This is a genomic window from Pseudomonas sp. JV245A (assembly GCF_032424515.1).
Classification (GTDB): Bacteria; Pseudomonadota; Gammaproteobacteria; order Pseudomonadales; family Pseudomonadaceae; genus Aquipseudomonas; species Aquipseudomonas protegens.
Genome location: NZ_VYKE01000114.1, coordinates 1 through 19438, shown reverse-complemented (window position 1 = coordinate 19438; position 19438 = coordinate 1). Strand labels below are relative to the sequence as shown.

At 65.0% G+C, this 19438-nt stretch carries 19 protein-coding genes; 14 read left to right on the top strand and 5 right to left on the bottom strand.

All coding sequences use genetic code 11. The annotated features are described in order from the left end of the window. The 3 genes from F6S12_RS23710 to F6S12_RS23700 form a co-directional block, all read right to left on the bottom strand. A partial coding sequence (locus F6S12_RS23710) for an MFS transporter (RefSeq protein WP_315869375.1) occupies positions 1 to 552 on the bottom strand: 552 nt, incomplete at its 3' end. Then, positions 539 to 1000: a nucleoside deaminase gene (locus F6S12_RS23705; protein ID WP_015633729.1), complete on the bottom strand. Its 462-nt coding sequence runs from the start codon at positions 998 to 1000 to the stop codon at positions 539 to 541. The genes F6S12_RS23705 and F6S12_RS23710, both read right to left, overlap by 14 nt. Before the next feature lie 28 nt (positions 1001 to 1028). Next, on the bottom strand, positions 1029 to 1691 hold the full coding sequence (locus F6S12_RS23700) for an ankyrin repeat domain-containing protein (protein ID WP_011058603.1): 663 nt from the start codon (positions 1689 to 1691) through the stop codon (positions 1029 to 1031). A 108-nt stretch (positions 1692 to 1799) separates the two neighbouring features. Here F6S12_RS23700 and F6S12_RS23695 point away from each other — a divergent pair, with 108 nt between their 5' ends. The 11 genes from F6S12_RS23695 to F6S12_RS23645 all read left to right on the top strand — a co-directional run bounded on the left by F6S12_RS23695 (position 1800) and on the right by F6S12_RS23645 (position 11793). Continuing rightward, positions 1800 to 2663, top strand: a complete 864-nt coding sequence (locus F6S12_RS23695) for a LysR substrate-binding domain-containing protein (protein WP_011058604.1) — start codon at positions 1800 to 1802, stop codon at positions 2661 to 2663. Positions 2664 to 3175: 512 nt separating this feature from the next. Beyond that, positions 3176 to 3991: an energy transducer TonB gene (locus F6S12_RS23690; protein WP_011058605.1), complete on the top strand. Its 816-nt coding sequence runs from the start codon at positions 3176 to 3178 to the stop codon at positions 3989 to 3991. A 55-nt stretch (positions 3992 to 4046) separates the two neighbouring features. After that, on the top strand, positions 4047 to 4772 hold the full coding sequence (locus F6S12_RS23685) for a MotA/TolQ/ExbB proton channel family protein (protein WP_011058606.1): 726 nt from the start codon (positions 4047 to 4049) through the stop codon (positions 4770 to 4772). A 1-nt stretch (position 4773) separates the two neighbouring features. Further along, positions 4774 to 5175 (top strand): ExbD/TolR family protein, encoded by a 402-nt coding sequence (locus tag F6S12_RS23680; RefSeq protein WP_011058607.1) that lies wholly within the window; start codon positions 4774 to 4776, stop codon positions 5173 to 5175. Between the two features lie 422 nt (positions 5176 to 5597). After that, entirely contained in the window at positions 5598 to 6179 is a 582-nt protein-coding gene (locus tag F6S12_RS23675) for an alpha/beta hydrolase (protein ID WP_011058608.1), read from the top strand. Between the two features lie 57 nt (positions 6180 to 6236). Then, a complete protein-coding gene (locus tag F6S12_RS23670; protein ID WP_011058609.1) occupies positions 6237 to 7169 on the top strand; it encodes a sigma 54-interacting transcriptional regulator in 933 nt (310 codons plus the stop codon). 408 nt (positions 7170 to 7577) lie between these two features. Next, a complete protein-coding gene (locus F6S12_RS23665) occupies positions 7578 to 8360 on the top strand; it encodes a MetQ/NlpA family ABC transporter substrate-binding protein (protein ID WP_011058610.1) in 783 nt (260 codons plus the stop codon). 467 nt (positions 8361 to 8827) lie between these two features. Further along, the gene (locus F6S12_RS23660) at positions 8828 to 9493 is read left to right on the top strand and encodes an amino acid ABC transporter permease (RefSeq protein WP_011058611.1); all 666 of its coding nucleotides are present in this window, start codon (positions 8828 to 8830) and stop codon (positions 9491 to 9493) included. Continuing rightward, positions 9474 to 10133, top strand: a complete 660-nt coding sequence (locus tag F6S12_RS23655; protein WP_315869374.1) for an amino acid ABC transporter permease — start codon at positions 9474 to 9476, stop codon at positions 10131 to 10133. The genes F6S12_RS23660 and F6S12_RS23655 overlap by 20 nt, the downstream gene beginning before the upstream one ends. Next, positions 10130 to 10912, top strand: coding sequence for an amino acid ABC transporter ATP-binding protein (locus tag F6S12_RS23650; protein WP_011058613.1), 783 nt, complete (start codon positions 10130 to 10132; stop codon positions 10910 to 10912). The genes F6S12_RS23655 and F6S12_RS23650 overlap by 4 nt, the downstream gene beginning before the upstream one ends. Beyond that, positions 10909 to 11793 carry a transporter substrate-binding domain-containing protein gene (locus F6S12_RS23645; RefSeq protein ID WP_011058614.1) on the top strand — a complete coding sequence of 295 codons (885 nt, stop codon included), beginning with the start codon at positions 10909 to 10911 and terminating at the stop codon, positions 11791 to 11793. The genes F6S12_RS23650 and F6S12_RS23645 overlap by 4 nt, the downstream gene beginning before the upstream one ends. A gap of 132 nt (positions 11794 to 11925) precedes the next feature. On the opposite strand, the gene F6S12_RS23640 is transcribed toward F6S12_RS23645, so the two are convergent. Continuing rightward, positions 11926 to 13122: an AAA family ATPase gene (locus tag F6S12_RS23640; protein ID WP_011058615.1), complete on the bottom strand. Its 1197-nt coding sequence runs from the start codon at positions 13120 to 13122 to the stop codon at positions 11926 to 11928. A 274-nt stretch (positions 13123 to 13396) separates the two neighbouring features. Between F6S12_RS23640 and F6S12_RS23635 the strand changes: the two genes are divergently transcribed. Genes F6S12_RS23635 through F6S12_RS23625 form a run of 3 tightly spaced genes read left to right on the top strand, consistent with a single transcriptional unit; the run spans position 13397 to position 18641 of the window. Then, positions 13397 to 14491, top strand: coding sequence for an efflux RND transporter periplasmic adaptor subunit (locus F6S12_RS23635; RefSeq protein ID WP_011058616.1), 1095 nt, complete (start codon positions 13397 to 13399; stop codon positions 14489 to 14491). Continuing rightward, positions 14488 to 15558: an efflux RND transporter periplasmic adaptor subunit gene (locus F6S12_RS23630; RefSeq protein WP_315869373.1), complete on the top strand. Its 1071-nt coding sequence runs from the start codon at positions 14488 to 14490 to the stop codon at positions 15556 to 15558. Before F6S12_RS23635 ends, F6S12_RS23630 begins: the two co-directional genes overlap by 4 nt. Further along, positions 15555 to 18641: an efflux RND transporter permease subunit gene (locus tag F6S12_RS23625; RefSeq protein ID WP_011058618.1), complete on the top strand. Its 3087-nt coding sequence runs from the start codon at positions 15555 to 15557 to the stop codon at positions 18639 to 18641. The genes F6S12_RS23630 and F6S12_RS23625 overlap by 4 nt, the downstream gene beginning before the upstream one ends. A 106-nt stretch (positions 18642 to 18747) precedes the next feature. On the opposite strand, the gene F6S12_RS23620 is transcribed toward F6S12_RS23625, so the two are convergent. Next, a complete protein-coding gene (locus F6S12_RS23620) occupies positions 18748 to 19374 on the bottom strand; it encodes a class I SAM-dependent methyltransferase (RefSeq protein ID WP_123431254.1) in 627 nt (208 codons plus the stop codon). Positions 19375 to 19438 lie beyond the last annotated feature (64 nt).

Here is a 19438-nt window from a genome sequence, read left to right as displayed (position 1 = left end):
GGCCCAGAGCAGCAGCGCCGCCATCGCCGGTAGCAGCCAGACGCCAAGCCCCGCCTGCCAGTTGGCGAAGTGGCTGGCCAGCTGCGGGCTGAGCAGGGCGGCAATGCCGCCACCGCCCATCAGCGAGGCCGAGTAGACGCCCATGGCCAGGGCCACCCGGTGCTGGAACTGGCGCTTGATCAACGCCGGTACCAGAGCCTGGATCAAGGCCACCCCGGCGCCGCCGAGCAGGGCGGTGGCGAGCAAGGCCGCGGCCTGGCCGAAGAACAGCCGCACCAGGCAGGCCAGCAGCACCAGCAGCAAGCCCAGGGAAACGCCCCGACGCTCGCCCAGGCGGGCTTCGATGCGTACACCGAGCAAGGCCACCAGGCCCATGCAGATCACCGGCAGGCTGGTGAGCCAGGCGCTGCTCTGGAAGCTCATGCCGGTGGCGCCGCGGATCTCGTTGAGCAGCGGGCTGACCGAGCTGAGGATGGGCCGCAGGTTCAGCCCCAGGCACACCAGCAGGGCCCAGCCGGCCCAGCGCTGGAAGGTGGATTCAGTTCGCTGCATGACGCTCCTGCCAATCCTGGTAGAGGGCGCTCATCGCTGCCTGGGGCAGGTGCAGCACCGGCAGGCGCTGGGCTTCCAGGGGCTTGCTCAGTTGCTGGTAGATGGCCGCGGTGGACAGGCCGAACGGCTCAGCTTGCTCATTGCTGGCAGCGAATACCGCGCGGGACACGCCGCACAGGTACATGGCGGCCAGGCACATGGGGCAGGGCTGGCCGCTGGCGTAGATCACGCAACCATCCAGGCGCGGGCCCAATTGCCTGCTGGCGGCGCGGATGGCCAGCATCTCGGCGTGGGCGGTGGGGTCCTGGCTGAGGTGGATTTCATTCACCGCCTCGGCCAGTACCCGGCCGTTGCGCACCAGCAATGCGCCGAACGGGCGGCCGCCCTGTTCGACATTGCGCCGGGCCAGTGCCACGGCCTGTTGCAGGTAGTGTTGATCGTCGTGCATGCAAGGTTCCTTCAAAAGAGGGGCCGGCTCAGGCAGCGCCGGCATCGCGCAGCAGCTTGGCGATGGCGCCCTGGCCACGGCGCTCGGCCTGTTGCAACGGGCTGAGGCCGGCACGGTCCGGCAGGTTCAGGTCGGCGCCGGCGGCAATCAGTTGGGCGACGATCTGTTGGTGCGCCGGGCCGCCGTCGGACAGCACTATGGCTTCCATCAGGCAGGTCCAGCCCAGGTGGTTGACGTGGTCCAGCTCGACGCCGGCCTCGATCAGCAGGCGCACGGTTTCCACGTGGCCGCGTTCGCAGGCCGGGATCAGCGCGGTGCCGCCGTAGCGGTTGGTGCTCTTGAGGTCGGCGCCGTGGGCCAGGGTCAGCTTGAGGATTTCGTTGTGACCGCTGGCGCCGGCCAGCAGGTAGGGGCTGTCCTGGATCAGGTTCTTGCGGTTGACGTCGGCCCCGGCCTCGATCAGCGCCCGGGCGATGTCGATGCGGTTGTCCCGGGTGGCCACCAGCAGCGGGCTGCTGCCGTCCAGGCCACGGCCATCGAGCGCCGCGCCTTGCTCAAGCAACTGTTGCACCTGTTGCAGTTGCCCCTTGCGTACCGCTTCCAGCAACGCGCCATCGCTGGCCATGACCACCCCCGCAGTGAACAGGCCGGCGGCGATCAGGCCGCGTTTGAGAAAACGCTTGAGTTGCATGAGAACCTCCCGTTCCGGCTGATGAAAGGGAAGTATGGTGACGGCCCTGGGTATTCTGAAATTAAATATAATCATGCCAACCAGTGGCAGTCAGGATGGTAGGTCAACATGTTGGATCCGGTGTTGTTACGCAGTTTTGTCGCGGTCGCCGACAGCCAGAACTTCACCCGCGCCGCCGAGCGCCTGCACCTCACCCAGTCCACTGTGAGCCAGCAGGTGCGGCGCCTGGAAGAGAGCCTGGGCTGCCAGTTGCTGGACCGTGACCAGCGCCGGGTGGTGGCCACGGTGGAGGGCGAGCGGCTGCTGGCCTACGCCCGGCGCATCCTGGCGCTGCATGAAGAGGCCAGCGATATGCTGGTCAACCAGCGCGGCGAAGAAGTCCTGCGCCTCGGGGTACCGGAAGATTTCGCCGCCGAGCGCCTGATGCCCATGCTCTCGCGCTTTGGCCTGGACTACCCGGCAGTGCGCCTGGAGGTCAGCAGCGGCCTGGGCCCGGAGCTGTTGCGCCAGTACCGGCGGGGTGAGTTCGACCTGCTGCTGGTCAAGCAGATGGGCCACAGCGATGACTGCGTGGACTCCTGGCCCGAGCCGCTGTGCTGGGTCGATAGCGTTCGCCAGCCCGCCTTTGGCCGCGATCCGCTGCCTTTGGTGGCGTTCCCGGTGGGCGGCCTGTACCGCCAGGAAATGCTCCATCACCTGGAGGTCGGAGGCTGGCCGTGGCGCATCGCCTATTCCAGCGCCAGCCTGGCCAGCGTCTGTTCGGCGGTGGCGGCGGGCCTGGGCATCAGCCTGTTGCCGGTACGGGTGCTGGGCAAGGGGCATCGCGTGCTCGACGCCGACAGCGGTTTGCCGGACATCCAGGGCGTGCGCCTGGCGTTGTACGCCGGCAGTGGCTTGAGCCGGGCCGGCAAGGAGCTACAGGAACAGTTGCGGGCAGTGGCAAGCGTCAAGCCGCAAGTGGCCAGGCGATGACTGTCTGCTGGTTGGCCAGGTTCGTCTGCACCAGGGCTGTACAGGCCGATCATCCGGGGGGCGAGTTGCGGAACAGCTTCGTCTAGCCGTCGCGCGTTCGATAACAGGCGGCCGCCGGGATCTCGTCGCCTCATGCCGGTAGCACAGTGCCCCAGCGGCCCTGGAATGCCCCTTCACAAGATTGTTCAAGCAGCGCAAGGGCTGATCTTGAGGGGGCGCTGCTGCTTGGAGAGCTGTTCCATCCCCCGCCAAGCGTCTTGTTTCGATGCTTTGCGGGAATATTTTCGATGCCCGCAAGGCATGGTGTTTTTCCCTCCTGGCTGCAGCCCTTGAACCACGGGGCCTGGGGCTTTTTCGCGAAATCATGTATTCGATTTCGATCTATCTATAACTTGAAAGATTACTTTAAGAGATAAGCACGGGGCACTGATCATTGACCCCGCGGCACCGTTGCGTGGGGGCAGTTCAAACGCCGGTGCCGGGTTTTTCAAAAGATCGTAGGGAGTGAATCCATGGGCAATGTCCAGACCGCCGCCAGTGCACACGAGGTGCTGTGGCGCCAGGCACCGAGCGGCGAGTTGGTCGACCTCGGCCGGCCTCACCGCTTGCCGCTGGGCCAATTGCGCCTGCAACGCACGCCCAAGGGGATATTGCGTCGCCGTGAGGCCATCATCCTCGGCGCCGCGGCCCTGGTACTGCACGCGGCAGTGATCTACTGGCTGAGCCAGAAGCCTACCCCGGTGCTGCCGATCGTACCGCCGGAAATCCCGCCCATGACCATCGAGTTCTCGCGCCCGGCGCCGCCGGTGGTCGAGCCCCCACCGCCACAGCCGGTACAGCCGGTGGTGGAGCCGCCACCGCCAGTGGAGGACGAGCTGGCCGTGAAGCCGCCACCGCCCAAGCCGGTGCCCAAACCCAAACCCAAGCCGGTGCCCAAGCCCGAGCCGAAACCTGCGCCCAAACCGGTGCAGCAGACTCCGGCGCCGCCACAGCCCGCGGCCCCGGTAGCCGCTCCGGCTCCGCCCGCGCCACCGGCCCCGGCGCCCGTGACCCCGGCTTCGGCGAATGCCGCGTACTTGAAGAACCCGGCGCCGGAATATCCGTCGCTGGCCCAGCGTCGCGGTTGGGAAGGCACGGTGCTGCTGCGGGTGCATGTACTGGCCAGCGGCAAGCCAGGCGAGATCCAGATCCAGAAGAGCAGTGGTCGCCAGCAACTCGATGACGCCGCCCTGGCCGCGGTCAAGCGCTGGAGTTTCGTCCCTGCCAAGCAGGGCGACGTGGCCCAGGACGGCTGGGTCAGCGTACCCATAGATTTCAAGATTCATTGAGCCGCAAGGCCGATCAACCAACACGCGCTAAACGCTTACACAGAGGGAACACATCATGACGTTACTGGCATCTCCACTGGAATCCATCGAAAGCGCGGTGATCTGGCTGTTGGTGGTCTTCTCCGTCGCCACTTGGGGCCTGGCCCTGGTCAAGGGCGTGCAGTTCGCCCGCCTCAAGTCCCAGGATCGCAAGTTCCACAATCAGTTCTGGGCAGCGTCCAGCCTCGACTCCGCTGCCTCGTTGAGTGAAACCCAGCCTGGCGCGGCGGCCCGGGTGGCCCAGGCCGGCTATGCGGCGATCCAGGTTGGCGAAGCGCCCCACGCGGCGGACCTGAGCCAGGCAATCAACCACCAGGACCGTCTCGAACGTGCCCTGCGCCAGCAGATCGTGCGTGAGCGTCGTTCCCTGGAAACCGGCCTGGCGGTGGTTGCCAGTATCGGCAGCACCTCGCCCTTCATCGGCCTGTTCGGCACCGTGTGGGGGATCATGGAAGCCTTGAAAGGCATCAGCGCTGCTGGTTCGGCGAGCCTGGAAACCGTGGCCGGTCCCATTGGCGCAGCCCTGGTGGCGACGGGGGTGGGGATCGCCGTCGCAGTGCCGGCGGTGCTGGTCTACAACTACTTCCTGCGGCGCCTGAAGCTCACGGCCGCGGACCTGGACGACTTCGCCCACGACTTCTACAGCCTGGCGCAGAAGAACTCCTTCCGCGTGCTGATCCACCCGAGCGTGCACAAGGCCGCGGCCCAGGGCAGCCCGCAAAAAGTGAAGGAGGCGTCCTGACATGGCCTTTTCCACCCAAGACAGCGATGAAGTGCTGAGTGAGATCAACGTCACACCGCTGGTGGACGTGATGCTGGTGCTGCTGGTGGTGTTCATCGTCACCGCGCCGCTGCTGACCAACGCCATTCCGATCAACCTGCCCAAGACCGAGGCCGTGGCCCCGGTGGAGCAGAAAGACCCGCTGGTGGTGAGCATCGACGGTGCCGGCAAACTCTTTATCAACAAGGACGAGATCCAGCCGGACCTGCTGGAAACCAACTTGCAAGCGGCCAAGGCCAAGGACCCGCAAGTGCGGGTCCAGCTGCAGGCCGACGATGGCGTCAACTACGGCGAAGTGGCCCGGGCCATGGCGTCCATCGAGCGTGCGGGCATCACCAAACTGTCGGTGATTACCGCGCGCTGAGACCGAGCAACAACGCCACGACTTTTCAGGCCGTCTCCTTGGCAGGGTGCGGCCTTTTTTTTGCCTGGCGAAAAGCCCCCGCAAGGCCCCCACCGAAATCGCGCCAGCCGTAGGCGCTGGCTTGCCAGCGAAGGCATCCTTGAGCGCGGTGCAAGGCTTGCGGGCCTCTTCGCCGGCAAGCCGGCTCCTACAAGAACACCGCCGTAATCGCGCCAGATGTAGGAGCTGGCTTGCCAGCGAAGGCGTCCTTGAGTGCGACGCAAGGCTTGCGGGCCCCTTCGCCGGTAAGCCGGCTCCTACGGAGGCCGGGGGGAAGTTTTATATTCGTTTAAGGCATTAATAAATAGCTTCTTATTCCTTAACGAATATAAATCCCCTCCCTATACTCGTCCGGGAACAGACACGCAGCAGGAGAGTTCCCCATGCGCAACGAATCCATTCGCTACTTGATTGTGCCGGGCTGGCAAGGATCGCCAGAAGATCATTGGCAAACCCACTGGCAGAACAGCCTGCCCAACAGCGCGCGGGTGGAGCAGGCCGACTGGCTGACGCCGCGCCGCGAAGATTGGGTGGCGGCCCTGGCCGAGGCCATTGCCGCCGACGACACTCCGGTGATTCTGATTGCCCACAGCCTGGGTTGCATTACCGTGGCTCATTGGGCCGCGCGCGCGCCCGTAGCGGCCCTGCGCCAGGTGCGCGGTGCGTTGCTGGTGGCCCCGGCGGACGTCGAGCGCCCGGCCTGTGCCCCGGCGCTGCGCAATTTCGCGCCGATCCCCCGGCACCTGCTGCCGTTCCCCAGCCAAGTGGTCAGCTCGGATAACGACAGTGCCGTGAGCGCGCCGCGGGCCCTGGAGCTGGCCCGTGACTGGGGCGCCGAAGCCGGGATCCTGGCCGGCGCCGGCCATATCAACGTCAAGTCCGGCCACCATCGCTGGGAGCAGGGTTTCGCCTATCTGTACCGCTTGCAGAACCGCATGGAACAACACGCCCTGCGTCGTGCCTGATCGTCCTTTTTTCGTTTAAACGCCCCGTCCCCCGGCGGTCTGGGGCGGGAGCCTGCCATGAGTGCCCATACCCCATTCGGTCAGCCGTTGCTGACCTTCCCCGATGCCGAGAAAAGCCCCCTGAGCATCCGCGCCAAGGCGCTGGTGTTCGTCGACCCGCGCTCGCGGCAGTTGCGCGAAGAGCTGGAGCAACTGGCGCCGCGTTCGGTTTCGGTACTGATCCGTGGCGAAACCGGCACCGGCAAGGAGCTGCTGGCCCGGCACATCCACCGTGCCAGCGATCGCAGTGGCCTGTTCGTCTCGGTGAACTGCGGCGCCATCAGCCCGACCTACGCCGACGCCGAACTGTTCGGTTATGCCGCCGGCAGTTTCAGCGGTTCGGCCAGCAGCCGCGCCGGCTGGTTCGGCTCGGCCAACGGCGGGACCCTGTACCTGGATGAAATCGGCGACCTGCCGCTGCCGATCCAGACCAAGCTGCTGGCCGCCCTGGAGAACCACGAAGTGACCCGGGTCGGCGCCCAGCAACCGAGCCCGGTGGACGTGCGCCTGGTGGCGGCCACCAGCATCGACCTGGCCCAGGCGGTGGCGGCGGGCAAGTTTCACGAGCGCCTGTATCGCTACCTCAGCGAAGGCCAGCTGGAACTGCCGGCGCTGCGGGAACGGGTGGGAGACATCGAGTCCCTGGCCGAATACTTCCTCGGCATCTACAGCCAGCGCCTGGACCTGCCGGTGCCGCTGATCAGCGAAGCCGCGCAGCAGGCCCTGAATCGCCACAGCTGGCCGGGCAACACCCGGGAGCTGGAGAACGTCATCCACTTTGCGCTGCTGGTCAGCAGCGGCGAGGAGATACTGCCCGAGCACCTCAACCTGCCGCCGACGCCCTCGCCGCTGGAGCAGATCCAGCAGTTGTTGCAGCAGATCGCCGAGATCGGATCCGCTGTCGAGCGCCAGGCGCTGCACCAGTTGCTGCAACGCACCGCCCTGACCTGAAACCCCGGCCACCGTAGGAGCTGGCTTGCCAGCGAAGGCGTTCGTTAGGGTGATGCAAGGCCTCAGGGCCTCTTCGCCGGCAAGCCGGCTCCTACACAAGACGATTTCAAATCCGACCCGTAGGAGCTGGCTTGCCAGCGAAGGCGTGCACAAGGGCGATGCAAGGCCTGAGGGCCTCTTCGCCGGCAAGCCGGCTACTACCAAGGCTGGCCTGGCAGGTGGGAAATCGCAGGCTAGAGCGCCGGGAGGCTGTATGAACAAAATGGAATATGAACGTGAATAAAAGATATTGTTCGGGAATAAAAAATCTCGGTATTGTCCGCCTCACGCCAGCAGTGGCACTTCACTGGCACCTCAATCAGTTCCCTATTTGAAGCCGTCGTCGACCTCGACACCTAAGGACCTTGCATGAAAAAAGTTCTGTTGTTCACCGCACTGGCGGCAGCCCTGAGCGCAGGTATCGCCCAGGCTGGCGAGAAGCTGGTGGTCGCTGCGACCCCGGTGCCCCACGCCGAGATCCTCGAGCTGATCAAGCCGACCCTGGCCAAGGAAGGCGTGGACCTGGAAATCAAGGTCTTCACCGACTACGTGCAGCCCAACGTGCAGGTCGACCAGAAGCGCCTGGACGCCAACTACTTCCAGACCCTGCCCTACCTGAAAAGCTTCAACGAAGGCAAAGGCACCCACCTGGAAACCGTGATCGGCGTGCACGTCGAACCTTTCGGCGGTTACTCGAAGAAGGTCAAGACCCTGGCCGAGCTGAAAGATGGCGCAACCATCGCCATCCCCAACGAAGGCAGCAACAGCGGCCGCGCCCTGATCCTGCTGCAGAAGGCCGGCCTGATCGAGCTCAAGGACCCGAAGAACGCCGTGGCCACGCCCAAGGACATCGCCAAGAACCCGCACAACTTCAAGTTCAAGGAACTTGAGTCGGCCATGCTGCCGCGGGTCCTGGACCAGGTTGACCTGGACATGATCAACACCAACTATGCCCTGGAAGCCGGCCTGAACCCGGCGAAGGATGCGCTGATCATCGAAGGTTCCGATTCGCCTTACGTGAACTACCTGGTGGCTCGCCCGGACAACAAGGACAGCCCGGCCATCCAGAAGTTGGCCAAGGCCCTGACCAGCCCGGAAGTCAAAGCCTTCATCGAGAAAAAATACAGCGGCGCAGTACTGCCGGCGTTCTGATGAACTAGGCTACTGACGCGACAAACCCCTTCAAGGTTTAAACGCCGACGGCTAGCGCAGCGTCGGCGTTTTTTATTGCGCCCGAAAAACCGTAGGAGCCGGCGCCTATACAGCGGTGTTTTTGGCAGTGGGCTGGGTGGCCCGGCGCAGGGCCGCCAGCCATTTCATCAGTTCATGGGGGTCCAGGGGTTGCGGGGTCTTTGCATCGGCCATGGTGGTCGTCCTTGAGAGGTGCAGCGTCCAGTGGGGGGATGGGCGCGAAAGCTCCGTTCGACCCGGTAGAAAAGGTAGTAGCCCTGCGCCAGCCCGGCAAATCCGCGGGTTAGGTTTTTGGGTGATATCAATATGCCTTAACGGTATTTAAATTCTGCTTTTTATAGCTATAAAGTCGCGGCAGCCGGGCGGTTACCCATCGCCCCATGGACTGCACCACCGCCGCTGTACCCCAGCGGCGTCCAGGACTTTCAATGACCCTCGACTACGCCTTTATCCTCAGCACCCTGCCGGCCTTTCTCAAAGCCGTTGGGGTAACCCTGCAGGTCGGCCTGATCGCCATCGGCACTTCCCTGCTGGTGGCCCTGATCAACGCCACGCTCCTGGTATTTCGCACCCCTTACCTGCACCGGCTGATCGGCCTGTACGTGGAACTGGCGCGCAACACACCGCTGCTGATCCAGCTGTTCTTCGTCTACTTCGCCTTGCCGGCCCTGGGGATCAAGGTCTCCGGCTTCACCGCGGCGATCATCACCATGACTTTTCTTGGCGGCGCCTACCTCACCGAGGTGCTGCGGGCCGGCGTGGAAGCCGTGCCCCAGGCGCAGTTGGAATCGGGGCGTTCCATCGGCCTGTCGCAGTGGCAGTTGCTGCGCTACGTGATCCTGCCCCAGGCCGGGATCCTCAGCCTGCCATCGCTGTTCGCCAATTTCATTTTCCTGCTCAAGGAAACCACCGTGGTCTCGGCGGTGGCGGTGCCGGAAATTCTCTACACCACCAAGAGCTACATCGCCCTGTACTACAAGACCTACGAAATGCTCGCGGTGCTGACGCTGATCTGCGTGCTGTTGTTCCTGCCCCTGTCGCTGTTGCTCAGCCGTCTGGAAAGGAGGTTGCAGCATGGCCAGTTCGGGTCTTGAGCTGTTGCTGGTGTCCCTGCAGCAACTGGCCAGGGGCGCTGCGCAGACCTTGTCGATTTCCTTGCTGAGCATTGCCTTCAGCACCCTGGGCGGCGTGCTCTATGGCGTGCTGCGCAGCCTGCAGCGCAAGGTGCTGGACGTGCCGCTGCGGATCTACCTGGAGCTGTTCCGGGCGATTCCGGTGCTGGTCTGGCTGTACCTGCTGTTCTTCGGTTTTCCGATCTTCTTCGGCATTAGCATTCCCAGCTTCACCTGCGCGGTGCTGGTGCTGTCGCTGTGGGGCGCCAGCGAGGTCGGCGAGGTGGTGCGCGGGGCGCTGCAGTCCCTGCCTCGAGGCCAGCGTGAGGCAGGGCTGTCCATCGGCCTTTCCGGTACCCAGTTGTACGGCTACGTGTTGCTGCCCCAGGCGCTGAAACGCATGACGCCACCGACCATCAACGTCTACACGCGGATCATCAAGACCAGCTCCCTGGCGGTGCTGATCGGCGTGGTGGACGTGATCAAGGTCGGCCAGCAGATCATCGAGCGCACCTACGAGTCGGTGCTGATCTACGGCGTGCTGTTTCTGTTTTTCTTCTTTATCTGCTACCCGTTGTCGGCCGCCTCCCGCGTGCTGGAACGGCGCTGGACGCAAGCATGAGCGCATTGATCGAGTTCCAGGGTTTCAACAAGTTCTTCGGCCCGCAGCAGGTGCTCAAGGAGGTCGACCTCTGCGTGGCGGCGGGTGAGGTGATCGTCATCCTCGGCCCCAGCGGCTGCGGCAAGAGCACCCTGTTGCGCTGCCTCAACGGCCTGGAAACCGCCCACAGCGGCCACCTGCGTTTTGCCGGGCGCGAACTGCTGAGCCCCGCCACCGACTGGCGCCAGGTGCGCCAGCAGATCGGCATGGTGTTCCAGAGCTATCACCTGTTTCCCCACATGAACGTGCTGGACAACATCCTCCTGGGGCCGCTCAAGGTACAGAAGCGCGAGCCCCGGGAAGCCCGGGCCCAGGCCGAGGCGCTGCTGGAACGAGTGGGCCTGCTGGACAAGCGCGAGGCCTTTCCCCGGCAGCTTTCCGGCGGCCAGCAGCAACGCATCGCCATCGTCCGTTCGTTGTGCATGAACCCCCAGGTGATGCTGTTCGACGAGGTCACCGCGGCGCTGGACCCGGAGATGGTCAAGGAAGTGCTGCAAGTGATCCAGGGCCTGGCCCGCGACGGCATGACCCTGTTGATTGTCACCCATGAAATGGCCTTCGCCCGGGCCGTGGCCGACCGTGTCGTGTTCATGGACGGCGGGCGCATCGTGGAACAGAACACCCCCGAGGCTTTCTTCACGAACCCGCAGAGCGCACGCGCGCAGCAGTTCCTGGAGAAGTTCTCCTTCGTTGAAGCACTGCCCAAGAAAGCCCCTAAAAAGGAACTGGAGCTCTTATGAAAACTGCCAAGTCTTCGCTGTTGTTACTGCCGCTGTTCGGTCTGGCCCTGCTGGCCGGCTGCGATAAATCCAATGATGCACCCAAGCCTGCGGCCACCGCTGCCAGCGCCGCGCCGGCGGCCGGCTACCTGGACAAGATCAAGGCCCGGGACAAGCTGATCGTCGGTGTATTCACCGACAAGCCGCCGTTCGGTTTCGTCGATGAAACCGGGCGCTACGTGGGCTTCGATACCGACATCGGCCGGCAATTCGCCAAGGACCTGTTGGGGGACGAGAACAAGGTTGAATTCGTCGCCGTGGAACCGGCCAGCCGCATTCCCTTCTTGCAGAGCGACAAGGTCGACCTGATCCTGGCCAACATGACCGTGACCCCGGAGCGCAAGGAAGCGGTGGAGTTCACCAACCCCAACCTCAAGGTGGCGGTCCAGGCCCTGGTGCCTGAAGGCAGTGCAGTGAAGAGCCTGGATGACCTGGCGAGCCGCACCACCATCGTCACCACCGGCACCACCGCGGACATCTGGCTGACCCAGAACCACCCGGACTGGAAACTGCTCAAGTTCGAGAAGAACACCGAGTCCCTGCAAGCCCTGGCCAACGGTCGCGGTGACGCCTATGCCCAGGACAACCTGATTCTGTTCAGTTGGTCCAAGCAGAACCCGGGCTACCGCGTATTGCCTCAGACCCTGGGCGAACAGGCGCCGATTGCCCCGGCGGTGAAGAAAGGCAACATCGAACTGCGGGACTGGGTGAATGCCGAACTGGCCAAACTGGGCGAAGAGAAATACCTGCTCAAGCTGTATGACCAGTACGTGCGCAAAGAGCTGAGCGACGACACCAAGCCTGAGAGCGTGATTGTCGAAGGCGGCAAATGGCAGGGCTGAGCCCTTCTCCCTCCGCGTAGGAGCTGGCTTGCCAGCGAAGGCGCCCGCGAGGGCGGTGCAGGGCTTGAGGGCCTCTTCGCCAGCAAGCTGGCTCCTACGGGGGGCATGGCAGTCGGGGCCGGCGGGGAGGGGTCAATCGGGCCAGTTCCACGCCGGTTCGTCCAGCATGCGCTGGCCGACGATGCCGGTCTGGCCCAGTTGTTTCTCCAGCACGATGCAGTTGCATTCGGGGTCTTGCTGCAAGGCTGCGATCAGCCGCCGGGCGTGGGACACCACCCACACCTGGCACTGCTGCGAGGCGCGAATGATCAGGCGCGCCAGGGCCGGCAACAGGTCCGGGTGCAGGCTGGTCTCCGGTTCGTTGAGCACCATCAGGGTCGGTGGTCGTGGGGTCAGCAGGGCCGCTACCAGCAACAGGTAGCGCAAGGTGCCGTCGGACAGTTCCGCGGCCGACAACGGTCGCAACAGGCCTTCCTGATAGAACTGCACCCCGAACAGCCCCCCCGGAACGGCATCGATCTCCAGCCGCGACTCCGGGAAGGCATCGCTGATGGTTTCGTGCAATGCCTGCTGATCGCCCACTTCGATGATGGTCTGCAACGCGGCGGCCAGGTCCCGGCCATCATGGTGCAGCACCGGGGTGCGGGTGCCCAGTTGTGGTCGGCGCGCGGGTGCCTGGCTGTCGGTGCGCAAGTGGTCATAAAAACGCCAGCCACGGATCTGCTCGCGCAGATGCAGGACCTCGGGTGATGAACTCAGGTTGCCCACCCGGTCGAACAGGCTGTCGCCGCTGCTCGTGTGCTGCGCCAGCACCTCCCATTGGCGGCCCGCACGGGCTCGTATCATCGGGCCCTGGCGGTCCACCAGGGCACTGGCCGAGCGGTACAGGGGCCCGCCCCAGATGCTCTCGCGCTTGATCCACGGGTCGAGAGTGAAGCGCGAGGCAATCGGCGAGCTGTGCCCGGGCAACATGAAATGGCCGCTGGAATCCGGCAGCCCCAGGCTGATCGCGTACCCGAAGTCCTCACCGGCAAAGCCCAGTTGCAGGCGTCTGGCGGCCTTGCGCGGCCCGCCCTGGATCGGCACCTCGCCCTGGCTCATGCGTCGGCTGATCTGTTCCGGCCCGGCCCAATACGTCGATTCCAGCCCGCCTTCCTTGGCCAGGGCGTTGACCACGCCGCCCTGGGCGGTCTCCGCCAGCAGGCGCAGGGCGCGATACAGGTTGGACTTGCCGCTGCCGTTGGCGCCGGTGACCAGGTTCAGCCGACCCAGGGGAATCACCAGTTTGTTGATGGAGCGGTAGTTGGCCACCGCCAGGGTCTTGAGCATGCCGGGTCTCCTGTTGCGTGGTGCGCAGTGTGCCTGATTTGTGGAGCCGCAGCTTGCTTGCGGCGGCCCTCGAAACCGACGTTGTGCTTGCCAGGATAGAGCGCGTCGAGGGCCGTTGCGGCTGCTGCGCCCCGGGGCGCCGGCCGGCCAGCGGGAGCAGGCTCCGCGCCACCGAAACCCTCTCTGATGAGACTGGCGTGCAGCGGTTGAACCCTGTTCTAAGCTCACAGTCGTAACGTCACTGGCGAGACAGCATCACGCAAAAGGAGCCTGCATGGCTGCGTTCAATTCGAAGTGGATAGTGGGATTGACCCTGTTGCTGCTGCTTGGCGGCTGCGGGGCGGAAAAGCCCGGGGAAAAGGAGCGCCCGCGGGTGCGCATCCTGGAGGTGCAGAGCAGTGACTTCGCCCCTTCGGTGACCCTGACCGGTGACGTCCAGGCCCGGGTGCAGACCGAACTGTCGTTCCGCGTCGGCGGCAAGATCATCCAGCGCATGGTCGATGTCGGCGATCGGGTTACCGCGCAACAGGTGCTGGCCAAGCTCGATCCCAAGGACCTGCAGACCAATGTCGATTCTGCCGCGGCCTCGGTGTTCGCCGAGCAGGCCCGGGTCAAGCAGGCCGGCGCGGCGTTTGTCCGCCAGCAGAAACTCTTGCCCAAGGGCTACACCAGCCAGAGCGAATACGATTCGGCCCAGGCCGCCCTGCGCAGCAGCCAGAGCGCCCTGAGCGCGGCCCAGGCGCAACTGGCCAACGCCCGCGAGCAACTGAGCTACACCGAGCTGGTGGCCGAGGCTCCGGGGGTGATCACCGCGCGCCAGGCCGAGGTCGGCCAGGTGGTGCAGGCCACGGTGCCGATCTTCAGCCTGGCCCGGGATGGCGAGCGCGATGCGGTGTTCAACGTCTACGAGTCGCTGCTGATGCAGCCACCGGGCCAGGAAACCATTCACATCAGCCTGCTGGACAACCCCAAGGTGACCACCACCGGCAAGGTGCGCGAGGTGACGCCGGTGGTCTCGGCCCAGAGCGGCACGGTGCAGGTCAAAGTGGTGCTCGATTCGTTGCCGGCGGGCATGGACCTGGGCTCGGTGGTCAGCGCCACCGCCCGGGCCCATGGCAAGGCCAGTGTGGTGCTGCCCTGGTCGGCCCTGACCAAGAACCTCAGCGAGCCTGCCGTGTGGCTGGTGGGCGAGGACGGCAAGACGGCCCTGCACACGGTGAAGGTCGGGCGCTACCTCACCGGCAAGGTGATCATCAGCGACGGCCTCAAGGGCGGCGAGAAAGTGGTGGTGGCGGGTGGGCAGTTGCTGCACCCGGGGATGTTCGTGGAGATCGCCTCGCAAACGAGCGACCAGGGAGCACAGCCATGAAGCGCCTGCTGCCGTTGTTGTGTGCCAGCGCCTTGTTGCTGGGCTGCTCCAGGGAAGAGCCGGCGCCGGAGCCGGTGCGCCCGGTGCTGTCGTTCCGGGTGGCGCCCCAGGCCGAGGAAAGCCTGGGGCGTTTTGCGGGCACCATCCAGGCCCGCTACGAGACCAACCTGGGCTTCCGGGTGCCGGGGCGCATTGCCAACCGCAATGTCGATGTCGGCGCCGAAGTGGGCCCCGGGGACTTGCTGGCGACTCTGGACCCCACCGACCAGCAGAACCAGCTGCGGGCCGCCCAGGGCGACCTGGCCAAGGTCGAGGCGCAGTGGATCAACGCCCAGGCCAATGCCCGGCGCCAGCAGGAACTGTTCGATCGCGGCGTGGGCGCCCAGGCGCAACTGGACATCGCCCAGACCGACCTGAAGACCACCGGTGCCTCCCTGGACCAGGCCAAGGCCTCGGTGCGCCAGGCCCGGGACCAGCTCAACTACAGCGAACTGCGCAGCGATCACGGCGGCGTGATCACCGCCTGGAACGCCGAGGCCGGGCAGGTGGTGACCGCCGGCCAGCAAGTGGTGACCCTGGCCCGACCGGAGATCAAGGAAGCGGTGATCGACCTGCCGGCCAGCCTGGTGGACCAGTTGCCGGCCGGTGTGGAATTCAAGGTCGCGGCACAGCTGGACCCAAGCATCAACACCACTGCCACGGTGCGCGAGATCGAACCCCAGGCCCAGAGTGCGACCCGTACCCGCCGTGCGCGCCTGACCCTCAAGGACACCCCCGAAGCCTTTCGCCTGGGCACCGCCATCAGCGTGACCCTGAGCACCGCCATCGAGCCGCGCACCGAGGTGCCGCTGACCGCCCTGCAAGAGGTGCAGGGCAAGACCCGGATCTGGGTCGTCGACCCCCAGAGCCAGACGGTGGCTCCGCGCGAGGTCACGGTGCTCAGCCGCGACAGCGCTTCGGCGTTGATCAGCCAGGGCGTCAAGCCCGGCGAGCGGGTGGTCAGTGCCGGGGTCAACAGCCTCAAGCCGGGGCAGAAAGTCAAAATCGATGAGGACCGCGCACAATGACGCCCGACAGCAAAGGGAGCTTCAACCTGTCCGAATGGGCGATCAAACATCAGTCCTTCGTCTGGTACCTGATGTTCGTCGCGCTGCTGATGGGCGTGTTTTCCTACATGAATTTGGGGCGCGAGGAAGACCCGTCCTTCACCATCAAGACCATGGTCATCCAGACCCGCTGGCCCGGCGCGACCCAGGAAGAAACCCTGAAGCAGGTCACCGACCGCATCGAGAAGAAACTCGAAGAGCTGGACTCGCTGGACTACGTGAAAAGCTACACCCGCCCCGGCGAATCGACGGTTTTCGTCTACCTGCGCGACACCACCAGTGCCAAGGACATCCCCGAGATCTGGTACCAGGTACGCAAGAAGATCAACGACATCCGCGGCGACTTTCCCCAGGGCCTGCAGGGCCCGGGGTTCAACGATGAGTTCGGCGATGTGTTCGGCTCGATCTACGCCTTCACCGCCGATGGCCTGAGCATGCGCCAGCTGCGCGACTACGTGGAGCAGGTACGGGCGCAGATCCGCGAAGTGCCGAACCTGGGCAAGGTGGAGATGGTCGGCGAGCAGGACGAAGTCATCTACCTGAACTTCTCCACCCGCAAGCTGGCGGCCCTGGGCATCGACCAGCGCCAGGTCCTGCAGAGCCTGCAATCGCAGAACGCGGTGACCCCGGCCGGGGTGATCGAGGCAGGGCCGGAGCGCATCTCGGTGCGCACGTCCGGGCAGTTCGCCTCGGAGAAGGACCTGGCCACGGTCAACCTGCGGCTCAACGACCGCTTCTACCGGCTGGCGGACATCGCCGAGATCAGCCGCGGCTATGTCGACCCTTCCACGCCGCTGTTCCGCTTCAATGGCAAGCCGGCCATCGGCCTGGCGATCGCCATGAAGAAGGGCGGCAACATCCAGGACTTCGGCAAGGCCTTGCACGCCCGCATGGACCAGCTCACCGCCGACCTGCCGGTGGGCGTCGGGGTGCACAAGGTTTCCGACCAGGCCGAGGTGGTGGAAGAGGCAGTGGGCGGTTTCACCAGTGCCCTGTTCGAGGCGGTGATCATCGTGCTGGTGGTGAGTTTCATCAGCCTCGGGGTCCGCGCCGGGCTGGTGGTGGCCTGCTCGATTCCGCTGGTGCTGGCCATGGTCTTCGTGTTCATGGAGTACAGCGGCATCACCATGCAGCGGATCTCCCTGGGGGCGCTGATCATCGCCCTGGGGCTGCTGGTGGATGACGCGATGATCACCGTGGAAATGATGGTCACGCGGCTGGAGAAGGGCGAGAGCAAGGAGCAGGCAGCGACCTTCGCCTACACCTCCACCGCCTTTCCCATGCTCACCGGGACCCTGGTGACCGTGGCCGGCTTCGTGCCCATCGGCCTCAACGCCAGTTCTGCCGGTGAGTACACCTTTACCCTGTTCGCGGTGATCGCGGTAGCCATGCTGGTGTCCTGGATCGTGGCGGTGCTGTTTGCCCCGGTGATCGGCATCCACATCCTCAGCACCAACGTCAAACCCCATTCCGATGAGCCGGGGCGTATCGGACGGGCCTTCAACGGTGGCCTGCTGTGGGCCATGCGCAACCGCTGGTGGGCCATCGGCATCACCGTGCTGCTGTTCGTGGCTTCGGTGTTCTGCATGCGTTTCGTGCAGAACCAGTTCTTCCCGTCATCGGACCGGCCGGAGATCCTCGTTGACCTCAACCTGCCGCAGAACGCTTCGATCAACGAGACCCGCCAGGCCGTGGACCGCCTGGAGGCCACCCTCAAGGACGACCCGGACATCGAGCGCTGGAGCACCTACATCGGCGAGGGCGCGATCCGTTTCTACCTGCCCCTGGACCAGCAATTGCAGAACCCGTACTACGCCCAGCTGGTGATCGTCAGCAAGGGCCTGGAGCAGCGCACGGCCCTGACCCAGCGTTTGCAGAAACGCCTGCGGGAAGATTTCGTCGGCATCGGCAGCTATGTGCAGGCCCTGGAAATGGGCCCGCCGGTGGGGCGGCCGATTCAGTACCGGGTCAGTGGCAAGGACATCGACCAGGTGCGCAAGCACGCCATCGAACTGGCCACCGAGCTGGACAAGAACCCGCACATCGGCGAGATCATCTACGACTGGAACGAGCCCGGCAAAGTGCTGCGCATCGACATCGCCCAGGACAAGGCGCGGCAACTGGGGCTGTCCTCCGAAGACGTGGCGCAGTTGATGAACAGCATCGTCAGCGGCTCCACCGTGACCCAGGTGCATGACGACATCTACCTGATCAACGTGGTCGGTCGCGCCGACGACAACGAGCGCGGCTCCCCGGAAACCCTGCAGAACCTGCAGATCGTCACCCCCAACGGCACTTCGATCCCGCTGCTGGCGTTCGCCAGCGTGCGCTACGAGCTGGAGCAGCCGCTGGTGTGGCGTCGCGACCGCAAGCCGACCATCACCATCAAGGCCGCGGTGCGCGATGCGATCCAGCCCACCGACCTGGTCAAGCAACTGAAGCCGGACATCGACCATTTCGCCGCGCAACTGCCCGCCGGCTATTCGGTGGCCACCGGCGGCACCGTGGAGGAAAGCGGCAAGGCCCAGGGGCCGATCGCCAAGGTGGTGCCGCTGATGCTGTTCCTCATGGCGACCTTCCTGATGATCCAGCTGCACAGCGTGCAGAAGCTGTTCCTGGTGGCCAGTGTGGCGCCCCTGGGGCTGATCGGCGTGGTCCTGGCCCTGGTGCCCACGGGCACGCCTATGGGCTTTGTGGCGATCCTCGGGATCCTGGCGCTGATCGGCATCATCATCCGCAACTCGGTGATCCTGGTGACCCAGATCGACGAATACGAGCGCGAGGGCTATCACCCCTGGGATGCGGTGCTGGAAGCCACCCACCATCGACGGCGGCCGATCCTGCTGACCGCGGCGGCGGCCAGCCTGGGGATGATCCCGATTGCCCGGGAAGTGTTCTGGGGGCCGATGGCCTACGCCATGATCGGCGGCATCATCGTTGCCACCTTGCTCACCCTGCTGTTCCTCCCGGCGCTGTACGTGGCCTGGTACAAGATCAAGGAACCGAGCAAGGACACCGAGCGCACCCGGCCCACGGCCTCGTAGGCGCTGGCTATTTCCGTAGGAGCTGGCTTGCCAGCGAAAGGGGGCCTGAAGGCGAGCACCTGATCCGAAATCGCCTTCGTTGGCGAGTTGGCTCCTCGCAGGGGGATCAGGCCTTGCGCCAGACGCTGGCCAGCCACGGTTGCTGTTCCCGGGGCAGGCCGGCGGGGCGATAGTAGTGTTCCAGCTCGACGAACCCGGCATCCGTCAGCAACGCCTGCCAGGCCGCCAGGTCGTGGTAGGCACCATAGCGCGGGCCGTTCCAGCCTTCCTGGTTGTTACCCCGGGGATTGGAGCTGAACAGTACGCCACCGTCCTTGAGGCTGGCATGCAGTTGCTTGAGCACCCGCGGCAGTTCCTGGCGGGGAATGTGGAACAGCACCGCGTTGGCGAAGATGCCGTCGAAGTGAGCCGCCGGTAGATCGAGCTTGAGGAAGTCCTGCTGCCAGACTTCGCAGCCGCTGTCTTCCCGGGCCATCTGGGCGAAGCGCTCGCAGCCGTCGAGGCCGATGGCCACATGGCCCAGGCGGGTGAAGGCCTGCAGGTCGCGGCCGGGTCCGCAGCCAAAATCCAGCACGGTGAATGGCGCCGAGCCCTGAATGTGCCGCAGCAGCGCGTCGATGTTCTGGCTGACGTCGTGGTCGCGGGTGCCTTCGCGAAAGTCCTCGGCCACCTGCTGGTAGTGGCCGAGGGTGGTGGCGGTGATACTGTCGAGATCGTCGGGGGCGAGTTTCATGGCGGGTCGCATGGCGTTAAGGGAATGGCCCGAATATACCCCATGCACCCTGTAGCCGCTGCCG